General features: G+C 64.8%; 15 protein-coding genes. 10 read left to right on the top strand and 5 right to left on the bottom strand.

Annotated elements, in window-relative coordinates; all coding sequences use genetic code 11:
• Positions 1-9: 9 nt before the first annotated feature.
• The gene (locus tag G3574_RS02180) at positions 10-588 is read right to left on the bottom strand and encodes a helix-turn-helix domain-containing protein (protein ID WP_163960361.1); all 579 of its coding nucleotides are present in this window, start codon (positions 586-588) and stop codon (positions 10-12) included.
• Between the two features lie 170 nt (positions 589-758).
• On the opposite strand from G3574_RS02180, the gene kbl reads away from it, so the two are divergent.
• The 7 genes from kbl to crcB all read left to right on the top strand — a co-directional run bounded on the left by kbl (position 759) and on the right by crcB (position 6,921).
• Positions 759-1,967 (top strand): glycine C-acetyltransferase, encoded by a 1,209-nt coding sequence (gene kbl / locus G3574_RS02175; RefSeq protein WP_163960360.1) that lies wholly within the window; start codon positions 759-761, stop codon positions 1,965-1,967.
• Positions 1,968-2,010: 43 nt separating this feature from the next.
• On the top strand, positions 2,011-2,976 hold the full coding sequence (locus G3574_RS02170; RefSeq protein ID WP_163960359.1) for an NAD-dependent epimerase/dehydratase family protein: 966 nt from the start codon (positions 2,011-2,013) through the stop codon (positions 2,974-2,976).
• A gap of 108 nt (positions 2,977-3,084) precedes the next feature.
• Positions 3,085-4,545 (top strand): threonine synthase, encoded by a 1,461-nt coding sequence (thrC, locus tag G3574_RS02165; RefSeq protein WP_163960358.1) that lies wholly within the window; start codon positions 3,085-3,087, stop codon positions 4,543-4,545.
• A gap of 22 nt (positions 4,546-4,567) precedes the next feature.
• Positions 4,568-5,809: a molybdopterin molybdotransferase MoeA gene (locus tag G3574_RS02160; protein WP_163960357.1), complete on the top strand. Its 1,242-nt coding sequence runs from the start codon at positions 4,568-4,570 to the stop codon at positions 5,807-5,809.
• 11 nt (positions 5,810-5,820) lie between these two features.
• The gene (gene moaD / locus G3574_RS02155; RefSeq protein WP_163960356.1) at positions 5,821-6,078 is read left to right on the top strand and encodes a molybdopterin converting factor subunit 1; all 258 of its coding nucleotides are present in this window, start codon (positions 5,821-5,823) and stop codon (positions 6,076-6,078) included.
• Position 6,079: 1 nt separating this feature from the next.
• The gene (moaE, locus tag G3574_RS02150) at positions 6,080-6,550 is read left to right on the top strand and encodes a molybdopterin synthase catalytic subunit MoaE (RefSeq protein ID WP_163960355.1); all 471 of its coding nucleotides are present in this window, start codon (positions 6,080-6,082) and stop codon (positions 6,548-6,550) included.
• Positions 6,547-6,921 carry a fluoride efflux transporter CrcB gene (gene crcB, locus G3574_RS02145; RefSeq protein WP_163960354.1) on the top strand — a complete coding sequence of 125 codons (375 nt, stop codon included), beginning with the start codon at positions 6,547-6,549 and terminating at the stop codon, positions 6,919-6,921. Before moaE ends, crcB begins: the two co-directional genes overlap by 4 nt.
• A gap of 21 nt (positions 6,922-6,942) precedes the next feature.
• On the opposite strand, the gene G3574_RS02140 is transcribed toward crcB, so the two are convergent.
• Positions 6,943-7,470: a hypothetical protein gene (locus G3574_RS02140; protein ID WP_163960353.1), complete on the bottom strand. Its 528-nt coding sequence runs from the start codon at positions 7,468-7,470 to the stop codon at positions 6,943-6,945.
• A gap of 134 nt (positions 7,471-7,604) precedes the next feature.
• On the opposite strand from G3574_RS02140, the gene clpB reads away from it, so the two are divergent.
• Positions 7,605-10,190 carry an ATP-dependent chaperone ClpB gene (gene clpB, locus G3574_RS02135; RefSeq protein WP_163960352.1) on the top strand — a complete coding sequence of 862 codons (2,586 nt, stop codon included), beginning with the start codon at positions 7,605-7,607 and terminating at the stop codon, positions 10,188-10,190.
• A gap of 217 nt (positions 10,191-10,407) precedes the next feature.
• Here the strand turns inward: clpB and G3574_RS02130 are convergent, their stop codons facing one another.
• Positions 10,408-11,118, bottom strand: a complete 711-nt coding sequence (locus tag G3574_RS02130) for a hypothetical protein (protein ID WP_163960351.1) — start codon at positions 11,116-11,118, stop codon at positions 10,408-10,410.
• A gap of 139 nt (positions 11,119-11,257) precedes the next feature.
• Complete coding sequence (locus tag G3574_RS02125; RefSeq protein WP_163960350.1) at positions 11,258-12,064, bottom strand: AraC family transcriptional regulator; 807 nt, start codon at positions 12,062-12,064, stop codon at positions 11,258-11,260.
• A 128-nt stretch (positions 12,065-12,192) separates the two neighbouring features.
• On the opposite strand from G3574_RS02125, the gene G3574_RS02120 reads away from it, so the two are divergent.
• Positions 12,193-13,425, top strand: coding sequence for an MFS transporter (locus G3574_RS02120; RefSeq protein ID WP_163960349.1), 1,233 nt, complete (start codon positions 12,193-12,195; stop codon positions 13,423-13,425).
• Between the two features lie 95 nt (positions 13,426-13,520).
• Positions 13,521-14,015, top strand: a complete 495-nt coding sequence (gene rraA, locus G3574_RS02115) for a ribonuclease E activity regulator RraA (RefSeq protein ID WP_163960348.1) — start codon at positions 13,521-13,523, stop codon at positions 14,013-14,015.
• A 27-nt stretch (positions 14,016-14,042) separates the two neighbouring features.
• On the opposite strand, the gene G3574_RS02110 is transcribed toward rraA, so the two are convergent.
• Positions 14,043-15,095 carry a DMT family transporter gene (locus G3574_RS02110; protein ID WP_163960347.1) on the bottom strand — a complete coding sequence of 351 codons (1,053 nt, stop codon included), beginning with the start codon at positions 15,093-15,095 and terminating at the stop codon, positions 14,043-14,045.
• Between the last annotated feature and the right edge of the window lie 233 nt (positions 15,096-15,328).

Below are 15,328 nucleotides of genomic sequence, written 5' to 3'. Positions count from 1 at the left end.
CGGCGGCCGTCAGCCCCGGTGGATCACCACAAGTAGCGCCTTCGCCTCCACCTTTCCCGGATTGGAAATCGCATGGCCGCGGTCGGCCATGTACCGGGCCGTTCCGCCGGGCTTGAGTTTCCGTACCACGCCATCCACTTCCACATCCAGTGCGCCATGCATCAGGGTTAGGTGCTCCATGGTGCCCGGATCGTGCGGATTCGAGCGCAGCACGCCGTTCGGCGCGAGCGTCAGTTCATACCATTCGTATTTCCCGGCAAGTTCCATCGGCCCGAGGATGCGCAGCACGTAGCCCGCATGATTGCCGGGCAGGGTAGGGGTTTCGTGCGGTTCGAGCACGTGGATGGCCTCGCTGTGATCTTCCCCATGGGACAGCAACTCCTCGATTCCCACGCCCAGGGCGTTCGCCAGGCGCCAGGCCACGGCGATGGTCGGGTTTGCCTTCTCCCGTTCGATCTGCGACAGCATCGACTTCGATACGCCCGCGGCGCGCGACAGGTCGTCCAGGGTCAGGCCCCGCTTCAGGCGAAGTTTCTGCAGGGTCGCGCCAACTTCGGGCGGGGAACTCGGGGTGCCAGGCTTTTTCATAACGGAGTGGGGTCGTCGTTTAGTTGTTTCATGAAAATTCAATATATCGAACAAAAGTTCGAAATGATGAATTTTCAGTAGAATGCTGAAATTGCATCGTAGCAGACCTTGCCCCGGGCGGCTAACCGCCGTTTCCAGGGTGAAATCCGACTCATCTCAACAGGTTGACCATGGATACCACGGCAAAGAAAAACGATTTCTACACGGAACTGGCGGGCAAGCTCGACACGCTGCGCGAACAGGGTCTCTACAAGACTGAGCGGGTGCTTTCCTCGCGCCAGGGCGCAGAGGTCCGGTGCGACGATGGCCGCACCCTCATCAACCTGTGCGCCAACAACTACCTCGGCCTGTCCGGCGATGAATCCATGGTCCGCGCCGCCGACTACGCCACCGAGCAATACGGCTACGGACTCTCCTCGGTGCGTTTCATCTGCGGCACGCAAACCGTGCACAAGCAACTCGAACAAGCCCTGTCGTCCTTTCTCGGCATGGAAGACTGCATCCTGTACGCGGCCGCCTTCGACGCCAACGGCGGCGTGTTCGAGCCCCTGTTCGACGAGAACGACGCCATCATTTCCGATGCCTTGAACCATGCTTCCATCATCGACGGCATCCGCCTGTGCAAGGCGGCGCGCTTCCGCTACGAGCACAACGACATGGCCGACCTGGAGCGCCAGCTGCAGGCCGCGGCGGGCAAGCGCCACAAGATCATCGTGACCGATGGCGTGTTCTCGATGGATGGCACCATCGCCCAGCTCGACCGCATCTGCGACCTGGCGGACAAGCATGGCGCGCTGGTCATGATCGACGAATGCCACGCGTCCGGCTTCATGGGCGCGACCGGACGCGGCACGCATGAACACCACGGCGTGATGGGCCGCATCGACATCATCACCGGCACGCTCGGCAAGGCCCTTGGCGGCGCGATGGGCGGCTTCACCGCCGCCCGCAAGGAAGTCATCCAGACCTTGCGCCAGAAATCCCGTCCTTACCTGTTCTCGAATTCGCTCGCGCCCGCCATCGCCGGCGCCTCGCTGGCCGTGCTGGAGCGCCTGTCGGCATCGACCGAGCTGCGCGACCGGCTGCACGGCAACACCGCCTACTTCCGCAAGGAGATCGCCGGGATGGGCTTCATCATCAAGCCGGGAACGCATCCCGTGGTGCCGGTGATGCTGTTCGACGCGCCGCTGGCGCAGCGTTTCGCCGCGCGCCTGTATGAACTCGGCGTGCTCGTCACCGGCTTCTTCTATCCGGTCGTGCCCATGGGACAGGCGCGGGTCCGGGTCCAGCTTTCCGCCGCCCACACCCGCGCCCAGCTCGACGCCGCGCTCGACGCCTTCCGCCAGGCCGGCAAGGAACTCGGCCTGATCCCCGCCTGAACCCGAACAACGACACAACGACAAAACGACGAAGGGACACGACATGGAACGCATACTCATCATTGGCGCCAACGGCCAGATCGGCAGCGAACTCGTCGACGCGCTCGGCGCGCTGCATGGCGCCGGCAACGTCATCGCCGCCGACATCGCGCCGCGCAGCCAGTTCGGCGCCGCGCGCTACGAAACCCTCGACGTGCTCGACACCGCGCGGCTGCAGGCCATCGTCGAGCGGCACGGCATCACCCAGGTATACCAGCTCGCAGCGCTGCTGTCCGTGACCGGCGAACAGGCGCCGCTGAAGGCGTGGACGCTGAACATGAACGGCTTGCTGAACGTGCTCGAACTGGCGCGCGAGCGCGGCGCCGCCGGACGGCCGCTGAAGGTGTTCTGGCCATCGTCGATCGCCGCCTTCGGGCCGCATACGCCGGCGGTGGACACGCCGCAGCTGGCGGTCATGGATCCAACCACGATCTACGGCATCAGCAAGCAGGCCGGCGAGCGTCTCTGCGACTATTACTTCAGCAAGTTCGGCGTGGACGTGCGCAGCATCCGCTATCCCGGCATCATCAGCTACAAGTCGCCTCCCGGCGGCGGCACCACCGACTATGCGATCGCGATCTTCCATGCGGCCAAGCGCGGCGAGCGCTACAGCTGCTACCTTGGGCCGGAATCCACCTTGCCGATGATCTACATGCCGGACGCCATCCGGGCGACCATCGAGTTGATGGCGGCGCCGCCGGAACAGGTCCGGATCCGGTCCGCCTACAACGTCGCCGGCCTGAGCTTCAACCCGCGCGAACTGGCGGCCGCCATCAAGGCGCGCGTTCCCGGCTTCGAAATCGGCTACCAGCCCGACCAGCGCCAGGAGATCGCGGATACCTGGCCGCACAGCATCGACGACACCCATGCCCGCGCCGACTGGGGATGGCAAGCGGCAATCGGGCTGGACGCGCTGGTGGACGACATGCTGGCGCATGTCCGGGTGCCGAGCCTGCACCACGCCGCCTGAACATCGCCCAGAGGGAAACCGGCGGCGCATCATGCGTCCCGAAAGCAGGGAACGATGGCGCGGCTGCCGTATAATGGCGGCAAATCCGTCATCCTTTCGTTCCCTTTTATGCAATACGTCTCCACCCGCGGGCAGGCGCCCGCGCAATCCTTTTCGCAAATCCTGCTCGGCGGCCTGGCCCCGGATGGTGGCCTCTACCTGCCGGTCGAGTATCCGAAGGTCAGCCACGTCGAACTCGATGCCTGGCGCAAGCTGCCGTACGCCGACCTGGCCTTCGAGGTCCTGAAGAAGTTTGCCACCGACATTCCCGAAGCCGACCTCAAGGCGCTGGCCCACAAGACCTACACCGCCGATGTCTACCGCAACGTCCGCGCCGGCGAGGACGCCGCCCAGGTCACGCCCCTGCGCGTGCTGGAAGACAAGGACGGCAGGAAGCTGGTGCTGCAGGCCCTGTCCAACGGCCCGACGCTGGCCTTCAAGGACATGGCCATGCAATTGCTCGGCAACCTGTTCGAATACGCGCTGGCGAAGCAGCATGCCGAACTGAACATCTTCGGCGCGACCTCGGGCGACACCGGCAGCGCCGCGGAATACGCGATGCGCGGCAAGAAGGGCATCCGCGTCTTCATGCTTTCGCCGCACAAGAAGATGAGCGCCTTCCAGACGGCGCAAATGTTCAGCCTGCAGGATCCCAACATCTTCAACATCGCCGTCGAAGGCGTGTTCGACGATTGCCAGGACATGGTCAAGGCGGTATCGAACGATCTCGAGTTCAAGGCGCGCCAGAAGATCGGCACGGTCAATTCGATCAACTGGGCGCGTGTCGTGGCGCAGGTGGTGTACTACATCCGCGGCTATCTCGCCGCCACCACCAGCAATGAACAGAAGGTGTCCTTCACCGTCCCGTCGGGCAATTTCGGCAACATCTGCGCCGGCCACATCGCCCGCATGATGGGCGTGCCCATCGCCAAGCTGGTGGTCGCCACCAACGAAAACGACGTGCTCGACGAATTCTTCCGCACCGGCGTCTACCGCGTGCGCAAGTCGGCCGAAACCTTCCACACCACCAGCCCCAGCATGGACATCAGCAAGGCCTCGAACTTCGAGCGCTTCGTTTTCGACCTGCTGGGACGCGACGCCAGCCGCGTGCGGGCCTTGTTCCACAAGGTCGAGACCCAGGGCGGTTTCGACCTCTCGGGCAAGCCGGGCAGCGATGGCGACGAGTTCGGCAAGGTGGCCGGCTATGGCTTCCGTTCCGGCAAGTCGGTGCATGCCGACCGCATCGCCACCATCCGCGACGTGCAGGACCGCTACGGCATCACCATCGATACCCATACCGCCGACGGCATCAAGGTCGCCCGCGAACATGTCGAGCCGGGCGTGCCCATGCTGATTCTCGAGACCGCCTTGCCGGCCAAGTTCAACGAAACGATTCGCGAAGCCCTGGGCCGCGACGCCAAGCGTCCGGCGGGCTTCGAGCGCATCGAGGACCTGCCGCAGCGTTTCGAGGTGATGCCGGCGGACGTCGCCGCCATCAAGAGTTTCATTGCCAACCACACCGGCCTCTGATCCCGGCCCACCAGGCATCGCCATGACCGAGAAAAAGCCCATGCTCACCGCGGCGCAGGCGCTCGACTTCCTGCTGTCTGCCGTCCGCCCCATCACCGAGACGGAAACCGTGCCCACGCTGGCCGCGAATGGCCGCGTGCTGGCCGCCTCCCAGGTATCGCGCCTGAACGTGCCGCCGATGGACAACACCCAGATGGACGGCTACGCGGTCCGCGCCGCGGATTGCGCGGGCGGCGCGGCATGCCTGCCGGTGTCGCAGCGCATTCCCGCAGGCGTGGTCGGCACCACGCTCCAGCCGGGCTCGGCGGCGCGCATCTTCACCGGCGCCATGATCCCGGAAGGCGCGGACGCGGTGGTGATGCAGGAGCAGTGCGAGGCCGGCAAGAACGATTCCGGTGGCGACGTGGTGACGGTGCGCCATGCGCCCGCGCCGGGCGAATGGATACGGCGCACCGGCGAGGACATCCGCGCCGGCGCCGAAATCCTTGCCGCCGGCACGCGGCTGCGGGCGCAGGAACTCGGGCTGGCGGCATCGGTCGGCCTCGCCGAACTGCCTGTCAAGCGCCGGCCGCGCGTGGCGGTGTTCTTCACCGGCGACGAACTTGCCATGCCCGGCGAAACCCTCAAGCCGGGCGCGATCTACAATTCCAACCGCTTCACCCTGCGCGGCCTGCTGGAGAACCTCGGCTGCGAGATCGCCGACTACGGCATCGTTCCCGATTCGCTGGCCGCCACGCGCGACACCCTGCGCCGGGCCGCGGAGCAGAACGACCTCATCATCACTTCCGGGGGCGTCTCGGTCGGCGAGGAAGACCACATCAAGCCGGCGGTCGAGGCAGAAGGCCGGCTCAACATGTGGCAGATCGCGATCAAGCCGGGCAAGCCGCTGGCCTTCGGCGAGATCCGCAGCGAAGGCCGGGAAGGCGCGTTCTTCCTCGGACTGCCGGGCAATCCGGTATCGAGCTTCGTCACCTTCCTGCTCTTCGTGCGGCCTTTCCTGCTGCGCCTGCAGGGCGTGGCCGACGTCGCACCGAAAGCGTTTTCCATGCGGGCGGACTTTGCCTGGACCAAGGCCGACCGGCGCAATGAATTCCTGCGCGCGCGCATCAATCCCCAGGGCGGCCTGGACCTGTTCCCAAACCAGAGTTCGGCGGTGCTGACTTCCACCGTCTGGGGCGACGGCCTAGTCGACACCCCCCCGGGCGCCACCATCGCGCCGGGCGATACGGTCCGCTTCCTGCCGTTCGCCTACTTGCTGCACTGATCTTGCACGACATGAACATACAACTCCGCTACTTTGCCAGCGTGCGTGAAAAACTCGGCACCAGCCAGGAAAGCCTGGCCGTGCCGGCTCATGTGCAGACCATCGGCGACCTGCGCGCCCACCTGCGCGAGCGCGGCGGCCCGTGGGCGGAAACGCTGGCAGACGGACGGTCGCTGCGCATGGCCTACAACCAGCAGATGACCGATGCCTCGGCGCGTCTCTCCGAGGGCTGCGAAGTGGCGTTCTTCCCGCCGGTCACGGGAGGCTGACATGCCGGTGCGCGTGCAAACCCAGGACTTCGACGTCGGTGCGGAAATCGCGGGGCTGCGTGCCGGCGATGCGCGCGTCGGCGCGGTCGCTTCCTTCATCGGCACGGTACGCGACATCAACGACGGCAGCGGTGTCAGCGAGATGGAGCTGGAGCACTATCCGGGAATGACGGAAAAGTCGCTCGAGGACATCGTCGCCCAGGCAAAGGCGCGCTGGAACATCTTCGAGGCGCTGGTGATCCATCGCATCGGGCCGCTCAAACCGCTGGACCAGATCGTGCTGGTGGCGGTGACCTCGGCGCACCGCGGGGAAGCCTTCGCCGCCTGCGAATTCATCATGGACTACCTCAAGACCCAGGCGCCGTTCTGGAAGAAGGAAACGACGCCCCAGGGCGCACGCTGGGTCGATGCCCGCGTCAGCGACGACAAGGCCCTCGAGAAATGGCAGGGCGGTCCGCAGGGCAAGCCATGAGCTGGCTCGCGGTCGGGGTGGGCGCGGCGCTCGGCGCCTGGAGCCGGTGGTGGCTGGGCATCTGGCTCAACAACCTGCATGCGCACGTGCTGTTCGGCACCTTGTCGGCCAACCTGATCGGAGGTTACCTGATCGGCATCGCCGTCGGTTTCTTCACCGACCACGCTGGCGTACCGCCGGAATGGCGCCTGTTCGCGGTGACCGGCTTTCTCGGCGGCCTCACGACCTTTTCCAGTTTTTCGGCGGAATCCCTGCTGCTCCTGCAGCGCGGCGACTACGCCTGGGCGCTCGCCCATTCCGCACTGCATCTGCTCGGATCGATCGCGCTCTGCATCGCCGGCTATGCCACCTACCGCCTGATCACCAGCTGAGATTCCCCGTGGCGGGCGCCGTCAATTGAGCGCGGTGCTGCGCGGCGCGGTCGTGCCGGGCACGGGAAGCTCCAGGTTCCATTCCGCCGTCTTCACGCCGTCGCGCAATAGTTCCGAGAAGGCATGGAACAGCGCCGGCGCCAGGTTCAGGGCGATGCTGCGTCCCGCGGCATCCTGCAGCGCAAGCTCGATCGGCTGGTTCGGATCCGCCTTGAAGTTCACGGTATGCACCAGCATCGGCACCTCGCCCATCGGATAGGCAACCGCCTTTTCCTCGTAGGGCTGGTTGAATGAGCCGGCCGCCCGCATCTCGGTGAGCATCACCTCGCGCTCCATGCTGACGATCTCCGACTTCGCATGCGCCGCCTGGGGCGACTCCAGCGTCACCTTGGTCTGCAGCAGGTCGTTCATGGCCGGCCACAGGCGCTGCACCAGGCGGCGCGTGAACCAGGCCCGGACTTCCTGCAGGTTTCCGTCTTCCTGCTTCAGGGAAACCCGGAGAACCAGGCGGTCTTCTTCCGCCTGATAGGCGACTTGTAGTTGATGCAATTCCATGCTTGACGAAGGCGATAGACGAAGGGTGAGGGGGATGGAATGTGGCAGGGGAATGGCGATGTTCCATTCTTGAAATGCGAATTTTCAGCCCAATGTTGGCATCAAAGACATGATCGGAGGTTGATTCCATGCGACTCGACAAACTTACCACCAAATTGCAAGAAGCCTTGTCCGATGCCCAGAGCCTGGCCGTCGGCAATGATAACCAATACATCGACCCGGTGCACATCCTGAGCGCGCTGTTGCGCCAGGATGACGCCGGGGCGAAATCCCTGCTGCAGCGCGCCGGCGTCAACATCGGCGGCCTGCAAAACAGCCTCAAGTCCGCGCTGGACCGCTTGCCCAAGGTCACCGGCACCGGCGGCGAAGTGCAGATCGGCCGCGAATCGGTCTCGCTGCTGAACCTCGCCGACAAGGAAGCGCAGAAGCGCAACGACCAGTTCATCGCCAGCGAGATGGTGCTGCTCGCGCTCACCGACGACAAATCCGAAGCCGGCAAGCTTGCCCGGGAATTCGGCCTGACCCGCAAGGCGCTGGAAGCCGCGATCGACGCGGTGCGCGGCGGCGGCCATGTCAATTCCCAGGATGCGGAAGGCCAGCGCGAAGCCCTCAAGAAATACACCCTCGACCTGACCGAGCGCGCCCGCCTCGGCAAGCTCGACCCGGTGATCGGCCGCGACGATGAAATCCGCCGCGCCATCCAGGTGCTGCAGCGCCGTTCCAAGAACAATCCCGTGCTCATCGGCGAACCCGGCGTCGGCAAGACTGCCATCGTCGAAGGACTGGCCCAGCGCATCGTCAACGGCGAAGTGCCGGAAAGCCTCAAGAACAAGCGCGTGCTGTCGCTCGACATGGCGGCCCTGCTGGCCGGCGCGAAGTTCCGCGGCGAGTTCGAGGAACGCCTGAAGTCGGTGCTCAAGGAAATCGCCCAGGACGAAGGGCAGACCATCGTCTTCATCGACGAACTGCATACCATGGTCGGCGCCGGCAAAGCCGAAGGCGCGATCGATGCCGGCAACATGCTCAAGCCCGCCCTGGCGCGCGGCGAGTTGCATTGCGTCGGCGCCACCACGCTGGATGAATATCGCAAGTACATCGAAAAGGATGCCGCGCTGGAGCGCCGCTTCCAGAAGATCCTCGTGGACGAGCCGAGCGTGGAAGCGACCATCGCCATCCTGCGCGGCCTGCAGGAAAAGTACGAGGTGCACCACGGCGTGGAAATCACCGACCCGGCTATCGTTGCCGCCGCGGAACTGTCGCAGCGCTACATCACCGATCGTTTCCTGCCCGACAAGGCGATCGACCTGATCGATGAGGCCGCGTCAAAAATCAAGATCGAGATCGATTCCAAGCCGGAAGCAATGGACCGGCTCGACCGCCGCCTTATCCAGCTGAAGATCGAGCGCGAGGCCGTCAAGAAGGAAACCGACGAAGCGTCCCAGCGCCGCCTCGGCCTCATCGAGGAAGAGATCCACAAGCTGGAGCGCGAGTATGCCGACCTCGAGGAGATCTGGAAGGCCGAAAAAGCCGCGGTGCAGGGCAGCCAGCACATCAAGGAAGAAATCGAGAAGGTCCGGCTGCAGATGGACGAAGCCAAGCGCCGCGGCGACTGGCAAAAGATGTCCGAGCTGCAGTATGGCCGCCTGCCCGAGCTCGAAGCCCAGCTGAACCAGGCCGACAGCGGCGAACAAAAGGCGGGCGAACGCAAGCTGCTGCGCACCCAGGTCGGCGCGGAAGAAATCGCCGAGGTGGTGTCGCGCGCCACCGGCATCCCGGTGTCCAAGATGATGCAGGGCGAGCGCGACAAGCTGCTGCACATGGAAGAGGAACTGCACAAGCGGGTGGTGGGCCAGCATGAAGCCATCGTCGCGGTGTCGGATGCGATCCGCCGTTCGCGCGCCGGCCTCTCCGACCCGAACCGTCCGTACGGCTCCTTCATGTTCCTCGGCCCGACCGGCGTCGGCAAGACCGAGCTGTGCAAGGCCCTTGCCGGCTTCCTGTTCGATACCGAGGAAGCGCTGATCCGCATCGACATGAGCGAATTCATGGAGAAGCATTCGGTGGCCCGTCTCATCGGTGCGCCACCCGGCTACGTCGGCTACGAGGAAGGCGGTTACCTGACCGAGGCCGTGCGCCGCAAGCCCTACAGCGTGATCCTGCTCGACGAGATCGAGAAGGCGCATGCGGACGTGTTCAACGTCCTGCTGCAGGTGCTCGACGACGGCCGCATGACCGATGGCCAGGGCCGCACCGTCGACTTCAAGAACACAGTCATCGTGATGACGTCGAACCTTGGTTCGCACAAGATCCAGTCGATGGAAGACAGCGACCCGCAACTGGTGAAGCTGGCCGTCATGGCTGAGGTCAAGGGCCATTTCCGTCCGGAGTTCGTCAACCGCATCGACGAGATCGTGGTGTTCCATGCGCTCGACGCGAAGAACATCGGTTCGATTGCCCGCATCCAGCTGAACGTGCTGGAGAAGCGGCTCGGGAAGCTGGACATCGGCATGGAAGTCACAGACGCGGCCTTGCAGAAGGTTGCCGAGGCTGGTTTCGATCCGGTGTATGGCGCACGGCCGCTGAAACGCGCGATCCAGCAGGAGATCGAGAATCCGTTGTCGAAGTTGATCCTCGAGGGACGCTTCGGCGCGAGGGATACGATCCGGGTGGATGCGCAGGGCGAGAAGCTTGTGTTCGAGAAGGTTGGCGGCTGATTCGCCGGGATGATGGAAGGGCCGGAGGCACGGGTGTGCCTCCGGCTCTTTTTATTTGGGGAGGCCGGGGGCGGAATCCGCCTGGGAGGCGTGGTTCATATTCCGCCATTCCCCCTGAGCGGGAATGGCAAGGGTATGCGTCCATGTCGGAAGGTGGCGGCGATGGCAAGCGCACTCCGGCATCCTTCTCCACCCGCCGCTGCCCGACCCAATCACATCAAAACGTCATACTCCTCACATGACGCGTCCGCGTCAGCATATACCCCACCCCGGGATCCACCTCCGCCCGGATCCGCAATGCCCGGCTCGCCCGCACCTGCAAGTTCGCCGCATACCGGGGTTCCAGCCGCTGCCATCGCGCGCCGCGATAATCCGACTCAAGCATGCCAAGCAAGGTCCGTTCGGCGCCGTCGAAGAGATGCCGGCTCAAGGGCTTGCCGGCGGCAACCGAGGATTCGAACTGTTCGATGATCTCGCGCCGCATCGCGCCGCCGATGTTGATGGGCTCCTTCGCCGGATCCCGTGGGATCCTGGTCCTGGAATCCTGCCGGATGCAGGTGTCGATGATGGTCCCGGCGGTCTCCCGGGAAGGCATGCGCTTGAACGTATCCAGCAGCGAGAAGAACACGCCATATTCGGGCGACAGGTCCTGGCGGAGGGTGTCGAGCGCCGCGCCGACCTTGACGCCCTCGATCGAGAATGGTCCCTTTTCCCGGACCCGGGCCAGCATGTCCGCGTTCAGGAGCTGGGTGATCGGAGGCAGGCGTCCCGCGCCGGTCAATCTTCCGCCGCGGTAGCCGAGCCCGATGTTGCCGATGCCCGCATGATGCCGCATCGTGCCGTTGCGGCGTCCGTACCTGCCGTCTCCGATCGCATCGAAGAGCGGAACGAGGTCCTGGCGTGCGGCTTCCGTGATGATCGGGCGCATGGATTTTCCTTCTGGCGGGGTGGCGCGGGCGCGCGGCAAACGGCATGAACCAGGCCATTCCGGCGATCGCGAAAACGTGTTTGTTGACGGCTGGAGCAAATCGTTCGGCGCTGGCGGAAGGAAGACGGCTAATACATTCCTAATCCCGTTCCGGCGTCCTGGCGGAACGGCTGAAGAAATCCGTCGGCGACTGGCCGAAGGTCTTCTTGAACATCGCGGAAAACGCCGACTGGCTGGTGTAGCCGAGTTCCGCCGCGACGCGCGCCATCGGCATGCCCCGCGCGATCAGGGGCGCCGCGTGCGCGAGACGGACCTGCTGGCGCCATTCGGTGTAGCCCATCCCCAGTTCCTTCTCGAACAGGCGGGCCAGGGTGCGGCCCGAAGCGCCGACGCGCCCCGCCCACTGCTCGAGCGTGAGCTGCAGCGCGGGATCGGCGATGAGTGCCTCGCAAAGCTGCTTCAGCCGCTTGTCCTCGGGCAGCGCGACGCGGATGGGCAGGGTGGCGGAACGCGACACCTCGTCGAGGAGGAGGGAAGAGAGCATCGCTTCCCGGGGTGACCCGGTGTCGGCCTTGATCAGGGCGACGACGAGCTCGCGCAGCAGGTCCGACACATCGAGCACATGGCATTCCCCGTCCGGAAAGGGCGTCATGCCGCCATGCACGTACAAGGCACGCAGCCGCGCGCGCTCGAGCGTCGCCACCTCATGGATGGCTTGCGGCGGAATCCAGATGGCCCGATGCGGCGGCACGATCCATGTCGAATTGCCCACGGTGACGCGCACCACGCCGTCCAGCGCATAAGTGACCTGGCCCCATTCGTGGGAGTGGGCCGCCAGGGTCTCGGAGGCATTCAGGTCGCGCGCGACGAGGCGGACCGGCCGGTCGGGGGTCGGGGCATAGCCCGGTAGGTTGATCCGGGTGTGCTGGATGGGCGTGATGGACATTGTCTGCTCCCTGCCAGATAACATGTCGTTTTCCAGACAAGACTTGTCCGGCTATCTTAAATCAGACGCCGCGGATTTGCGTAGACTGTCCACCATCAACTTCCACATTTCCAGGAATCGACCCTTCCATGAATTCCAGCGTCATCAGTTTTCGGCAGGATGCCCAGGTCATCGGCCTCGTCGGCGTCGCCCACGCCGTCTCGCATTTCTTTCACCTGATCCTGGCACCGCTGTTCCCGTGGATCAAGGAGGACTTCGGGTTGTCGTATGCCGAGCTCGGCCTGCTGATGACGGTGTTCTTCGTGGTGTCGGGCGTCGGCCAGGCGCTGGCCGGCTTCGTCGTGGACCGCGTCGGCGCCCGCAATGTTCTCTTTGCCGGCATCAGCCTGCTGGCGCTGGCGGCGCTGCTGCTGTCGCAGGCGAAAAACTACCCGATGCTGCTGGCGGGATCGATGCTGGCCGGCATGGGCAACAGCGTCTTTCATCCGGCCGACTTCACCCTGCTGAACAAGCGCGTTTCCGCGCCCAGGCTGGGCCATGCCTTCTCGGTGCATGGCCTCACCGGCAACCTCGGCTGGGCAGCCGCGCCGCTCTTCCTCGCAACGCTGGCGGGAATGTTCAACTGGCGGGTCGCCCTGGTCGCGGCGGCCGCGCTTCCCCTGGCGGTCCTTGCCGTGCTGTTCACCTTTCGCGACCTGCTGCGCACCGACGAGGTCAAGGCGAGCGTCGTGTCCTCCGCCGCCGCGCGAGGGAAGGGCGGCGCGCTGGAATTCATGCGCGTGCCGGCGGTGTGGATGTGCTTTGCCTTCTTCTTCATCACCGCCATGGCCCTGGGCGGCATCCAGAGCTTCTCGTCCTCGAGCCTGAATGCGCTGTATGGCATGTCGCTTGCCGCGGCAACGGCGGGCTATACGGCATACATGCTGTCGTCGGCCGGCGGCATGGTGGTCGGCGGTTTCCTCGCCGCGAGGACGTCGCGTCATGAACGCACCATCGCCATCGGCTTCACCGGCGCGGGCATCGTGTCGCTGGTGATCGCATCGGGCGTCGTACCGCCCTGGTGCGCGGTGCTGCTGATGGGCCTGGTCGGATTCGGTTCCGGTATCGCCGGCCCGTCGCGCGACCTGCTGATCCGCGCCGCCGCGCCGAAGAACGCGACGGGCCGCGTCTATGGCGTGGTGTATTCCGGCCTGGACATCGGCCTCTCGCTGGCGCCGCTGCTGTTCGGGGCGATGATGGATGCGCGGCATCCGGGCTGGGTCTTCATCGGCATCGGCATCTTCCAGACCATGGCGATCCTGACCGCGATGGGCGTGGGCAGCAATACGGCAAGGCGCGACGCCAAGCCGCAAGCCGCCTGATCCACATCAACCGGATTCTCCCGGGAAGCCACGGCCCGATGCCGTGGCTTTTTTGTTTTCACGCTTACAATGCTTCTTTTTTTGCGGAGGAAACCATGGGCTTTGCGACCTGCGATCTGTGCGACGGCAACGAAGACAAGCTGGGCAATGACACGCTCGCCGTGCTGCCGCCGGTGTTCAAGCATTTCGGTAAACAGGTAAAGTTCTCCGGCCGGGCAAGGACGCTCAAGGTATTCGAGGACAACGTGCTGGTGCGCGCGGCGCTCGAGACGCCGGGCAACGGCGACGTGCTCGTGGTCGACGGCGGCGGCAGCCTGCGTTGCGCGCTGGTCGGCGGCAACCTCGGCAAGCTCGCGGAAAAGAATCGCTGGTCGGGCATCATCGTGCACGGCTGCGTGCGCGATTCCGCCGAGCTCGATGCCTGCAACGTCGGCATTCGCGCCCTGGCGATCCATCCCCAGCGCAGCATCCGCAAAGGCGTGGGCGACAGCGACCTCGCGGTCGGCATCGCCGGCGTGACGGTGCGTCCGGGCGACTGGATCTATGCCGACGAAGACGGCGTGCTGGTCTCGCGCGAACAACTCGTCTGAAACCGGCGCAGGCCAGCCCTGGGTAGATCAATGCCGGTGGCGGTGGTGGATGTCCGGGAAATGGGCATGCGCATGCGTCATGGGTTGATGCTCATGCTCGTGCGCGTGCGGTTCGGTGCCGTCCCAATCGAAGTCATGTTCATGCCGGTGATGCGCGTCGTGGGTATGCGCATGGGCGTGACGCTGGCGGTCGTGGTGATGCTCGTGTTCATGGCGCTCGGTCACGTGCAGCCAGATTCCCACGCCCATGAGTCCCGCCGCCATCCAGAAGCGCGAATCCGGCTGCTCATGAAGCAGCAGCAATGAAATCGCCGCGCCGGCGAACGGAGCGACCGAGGCATAGGCGCCGGTGCGTGCCGTGCCCAGGCCCCGCAGGGCGACGACGAACAGCGCCAAGCTGACGCCATAGCCCAGGAACCCGACCAGTGCCGCCCAGGCCATTGCGCCCGTGCCGGGCAGGGCATCCCCGCGCCATGCCAGTGCGATGACGAGGTTGACGGAGCCGGCGACCAGGCCTTTCGTACCGGCGATCAGGACAGCGTCGTTCGCCGAGATCTTGCGCGTGAGGTTGTTGTCGATGGCCCAGCACAGGCAAGCCCCCATGATCAGCCATGCGCCGCCCGACAGGGTGAACGCCGCGCCCGGTTCCCACGACAGGATCAGGCCGGCCAGAACGATGCACATCATCCCGGCGAAGATGCGCCGGTCGAACGGCTCGCGGAAGGCAATCCATGCCAGCAAGGCGGTCAATACCATTTCCATGTTCAGCAGCAAGGCGGCCGACGAGGCCATGGTCTGCTGCAGGCCGCTCATGAGCAGCACCGGGCCGGCGATGCCGCCAAACGCGATCACGCCGGCAAGCCATGGCAAATCCTGCCTCGACAGCCCCGCGGAGCCGGCCGCCGAAGGCGTTCCCAGCCGGCGCAACAACTTCCACGCGAACAGTCCGATGCCGCTGCCGAGGTAGAGCAGGGCCGCAAGCATGACGGGAGACGCAGCGCTGCCCAGCATCTTGGCGAGCGGCGTGCTGGCGCCGAACAGGATGGCGGCCACCAGGGCAATGATGATGTGTCGGTCCATGGGCGTGGGGAAGCGAATGAGTGCGTGACCGGGAGTATGACCGATAGCCGCGATTTCATGATCCGAAACAAGCGTTTCGGAATGTGAAAAGCGCGCCCGCAAAGCGTCATGACGATGTTTCATTTTGCGGATTTTCGTTTCATATCGCAAAACAAAAATACTAAGTGTTTGATTCTTTTTGATTTAAATTTAGTTATATGTCTTATATAAGACCTTGTTGCCCCGCAAAAAAG

It is taken from the genome of Noviherbaspirillum galbum (genome assembly GCF_010974945.1).
Lineage (GTDB): Bacteria > Pseudomonadota > Gammaproteobacteria > Burkholderiales > Burkholderiaceae_D > Noviherbaspirillum > Noviherbaspirillum galbum.
This window is presented reverse-complemented; position numbering and strand designations above follow the sequence as displayed.

Bases quoted from the DNA above. Each gene is read 5' to 3' on its own strand.
- G3574_RS02180 (WP_163960361.1), bottom strand. From the start codon at position 588: ATGAAAAAGCCTGGCACCCCGAGTTCCCCGCCCGAAGTTGGCGCGACC.
- kbl (WP_163960360.1), top strand. From the start codon at position 759: ATGGATACCACGGCAAAGAAAAACGATTTCTACACGGAACTGGCGGGC.
- G3574_RS02170 (WP_163960359.1), top strand. From the start codon at position 2,011: ATGGAACGCATACTCATCATTGGCGCCAACGGCCAGATCGGCAGCGAA.
- thrC (WP_163960358.1), top strand. From the start codon at position 3,085: ATGCAATACGTCTCCACCCGCGGGCAGGCGCCCGCGCAATCCTTTTCG.
- G3574_RS02160 (WP_163960357.1), top strand. From the start codon at position 4,568: ATGACCGAGAAAAAGCCCATGCTCACCGCGGCGCAGGCGCTCGACTTC.
- moaD (WP_163960356.1), top strand. From the start codon at position 5,821: ATGAACATACAACTCCGCTACTTTGCCAGCGTGCGTGAAAAACTCGGC.
- moaE (WP_163960355.1), top strand. From the start codon at position 6,080: ATGCCGGTGCGCGTGCAAACCCAGGACTTCGACGTCGGTGCGGAAATC.
- crcB (WP_163960354.1), top strand. From the start codon at position 6,547: ATGAGCTGGCTCGCGGTCGGGGTGGGCGCGGCGCTCGGCGCCTGGAGC.
- clpB (WP_163960352.1), top strand. From the start codon at position 7,605: ATGCGACTCGACAAACTTACCACCAAATTGCAAGAAGCCTTGTCCGAT.
- G3574_RS02130 (WP_163960351.1), bottom strand. From the start codon at position 11,118: ATGCGCCCGATCATCACGGAAGCCGCACGCCAGGACCTCGTTCCGCTC.
- G3574_RS02125 (WP_163960350.1), bottom strand. From the start codon at position 12,064: ATGTCCATCACGCCCATCCAGCACACCCGGATCAACCTACCGGGCTAT.
- G3574_RS02120 (WP_163960349.1), top strand. From the start codon at position 12,193: ATGAATTCCAGCGTCATCAGTTTTCGGCAGGATGCCCAGGTCATCGGC.
- rraA (WP_163960348.1), top strand. From the start codon at position 13,521: ATGGGCTTTGCGACCTGCGATCTGTGCGACGGCAACGAAGACAAGCTG.
- G3574_RS02110 (WP_163960347.1), bottom strand. From the start codon at position 15,095: ATGGACCGACACATCATCATTGCCCTGGTGGCCGCCATCCTGTTCGGC.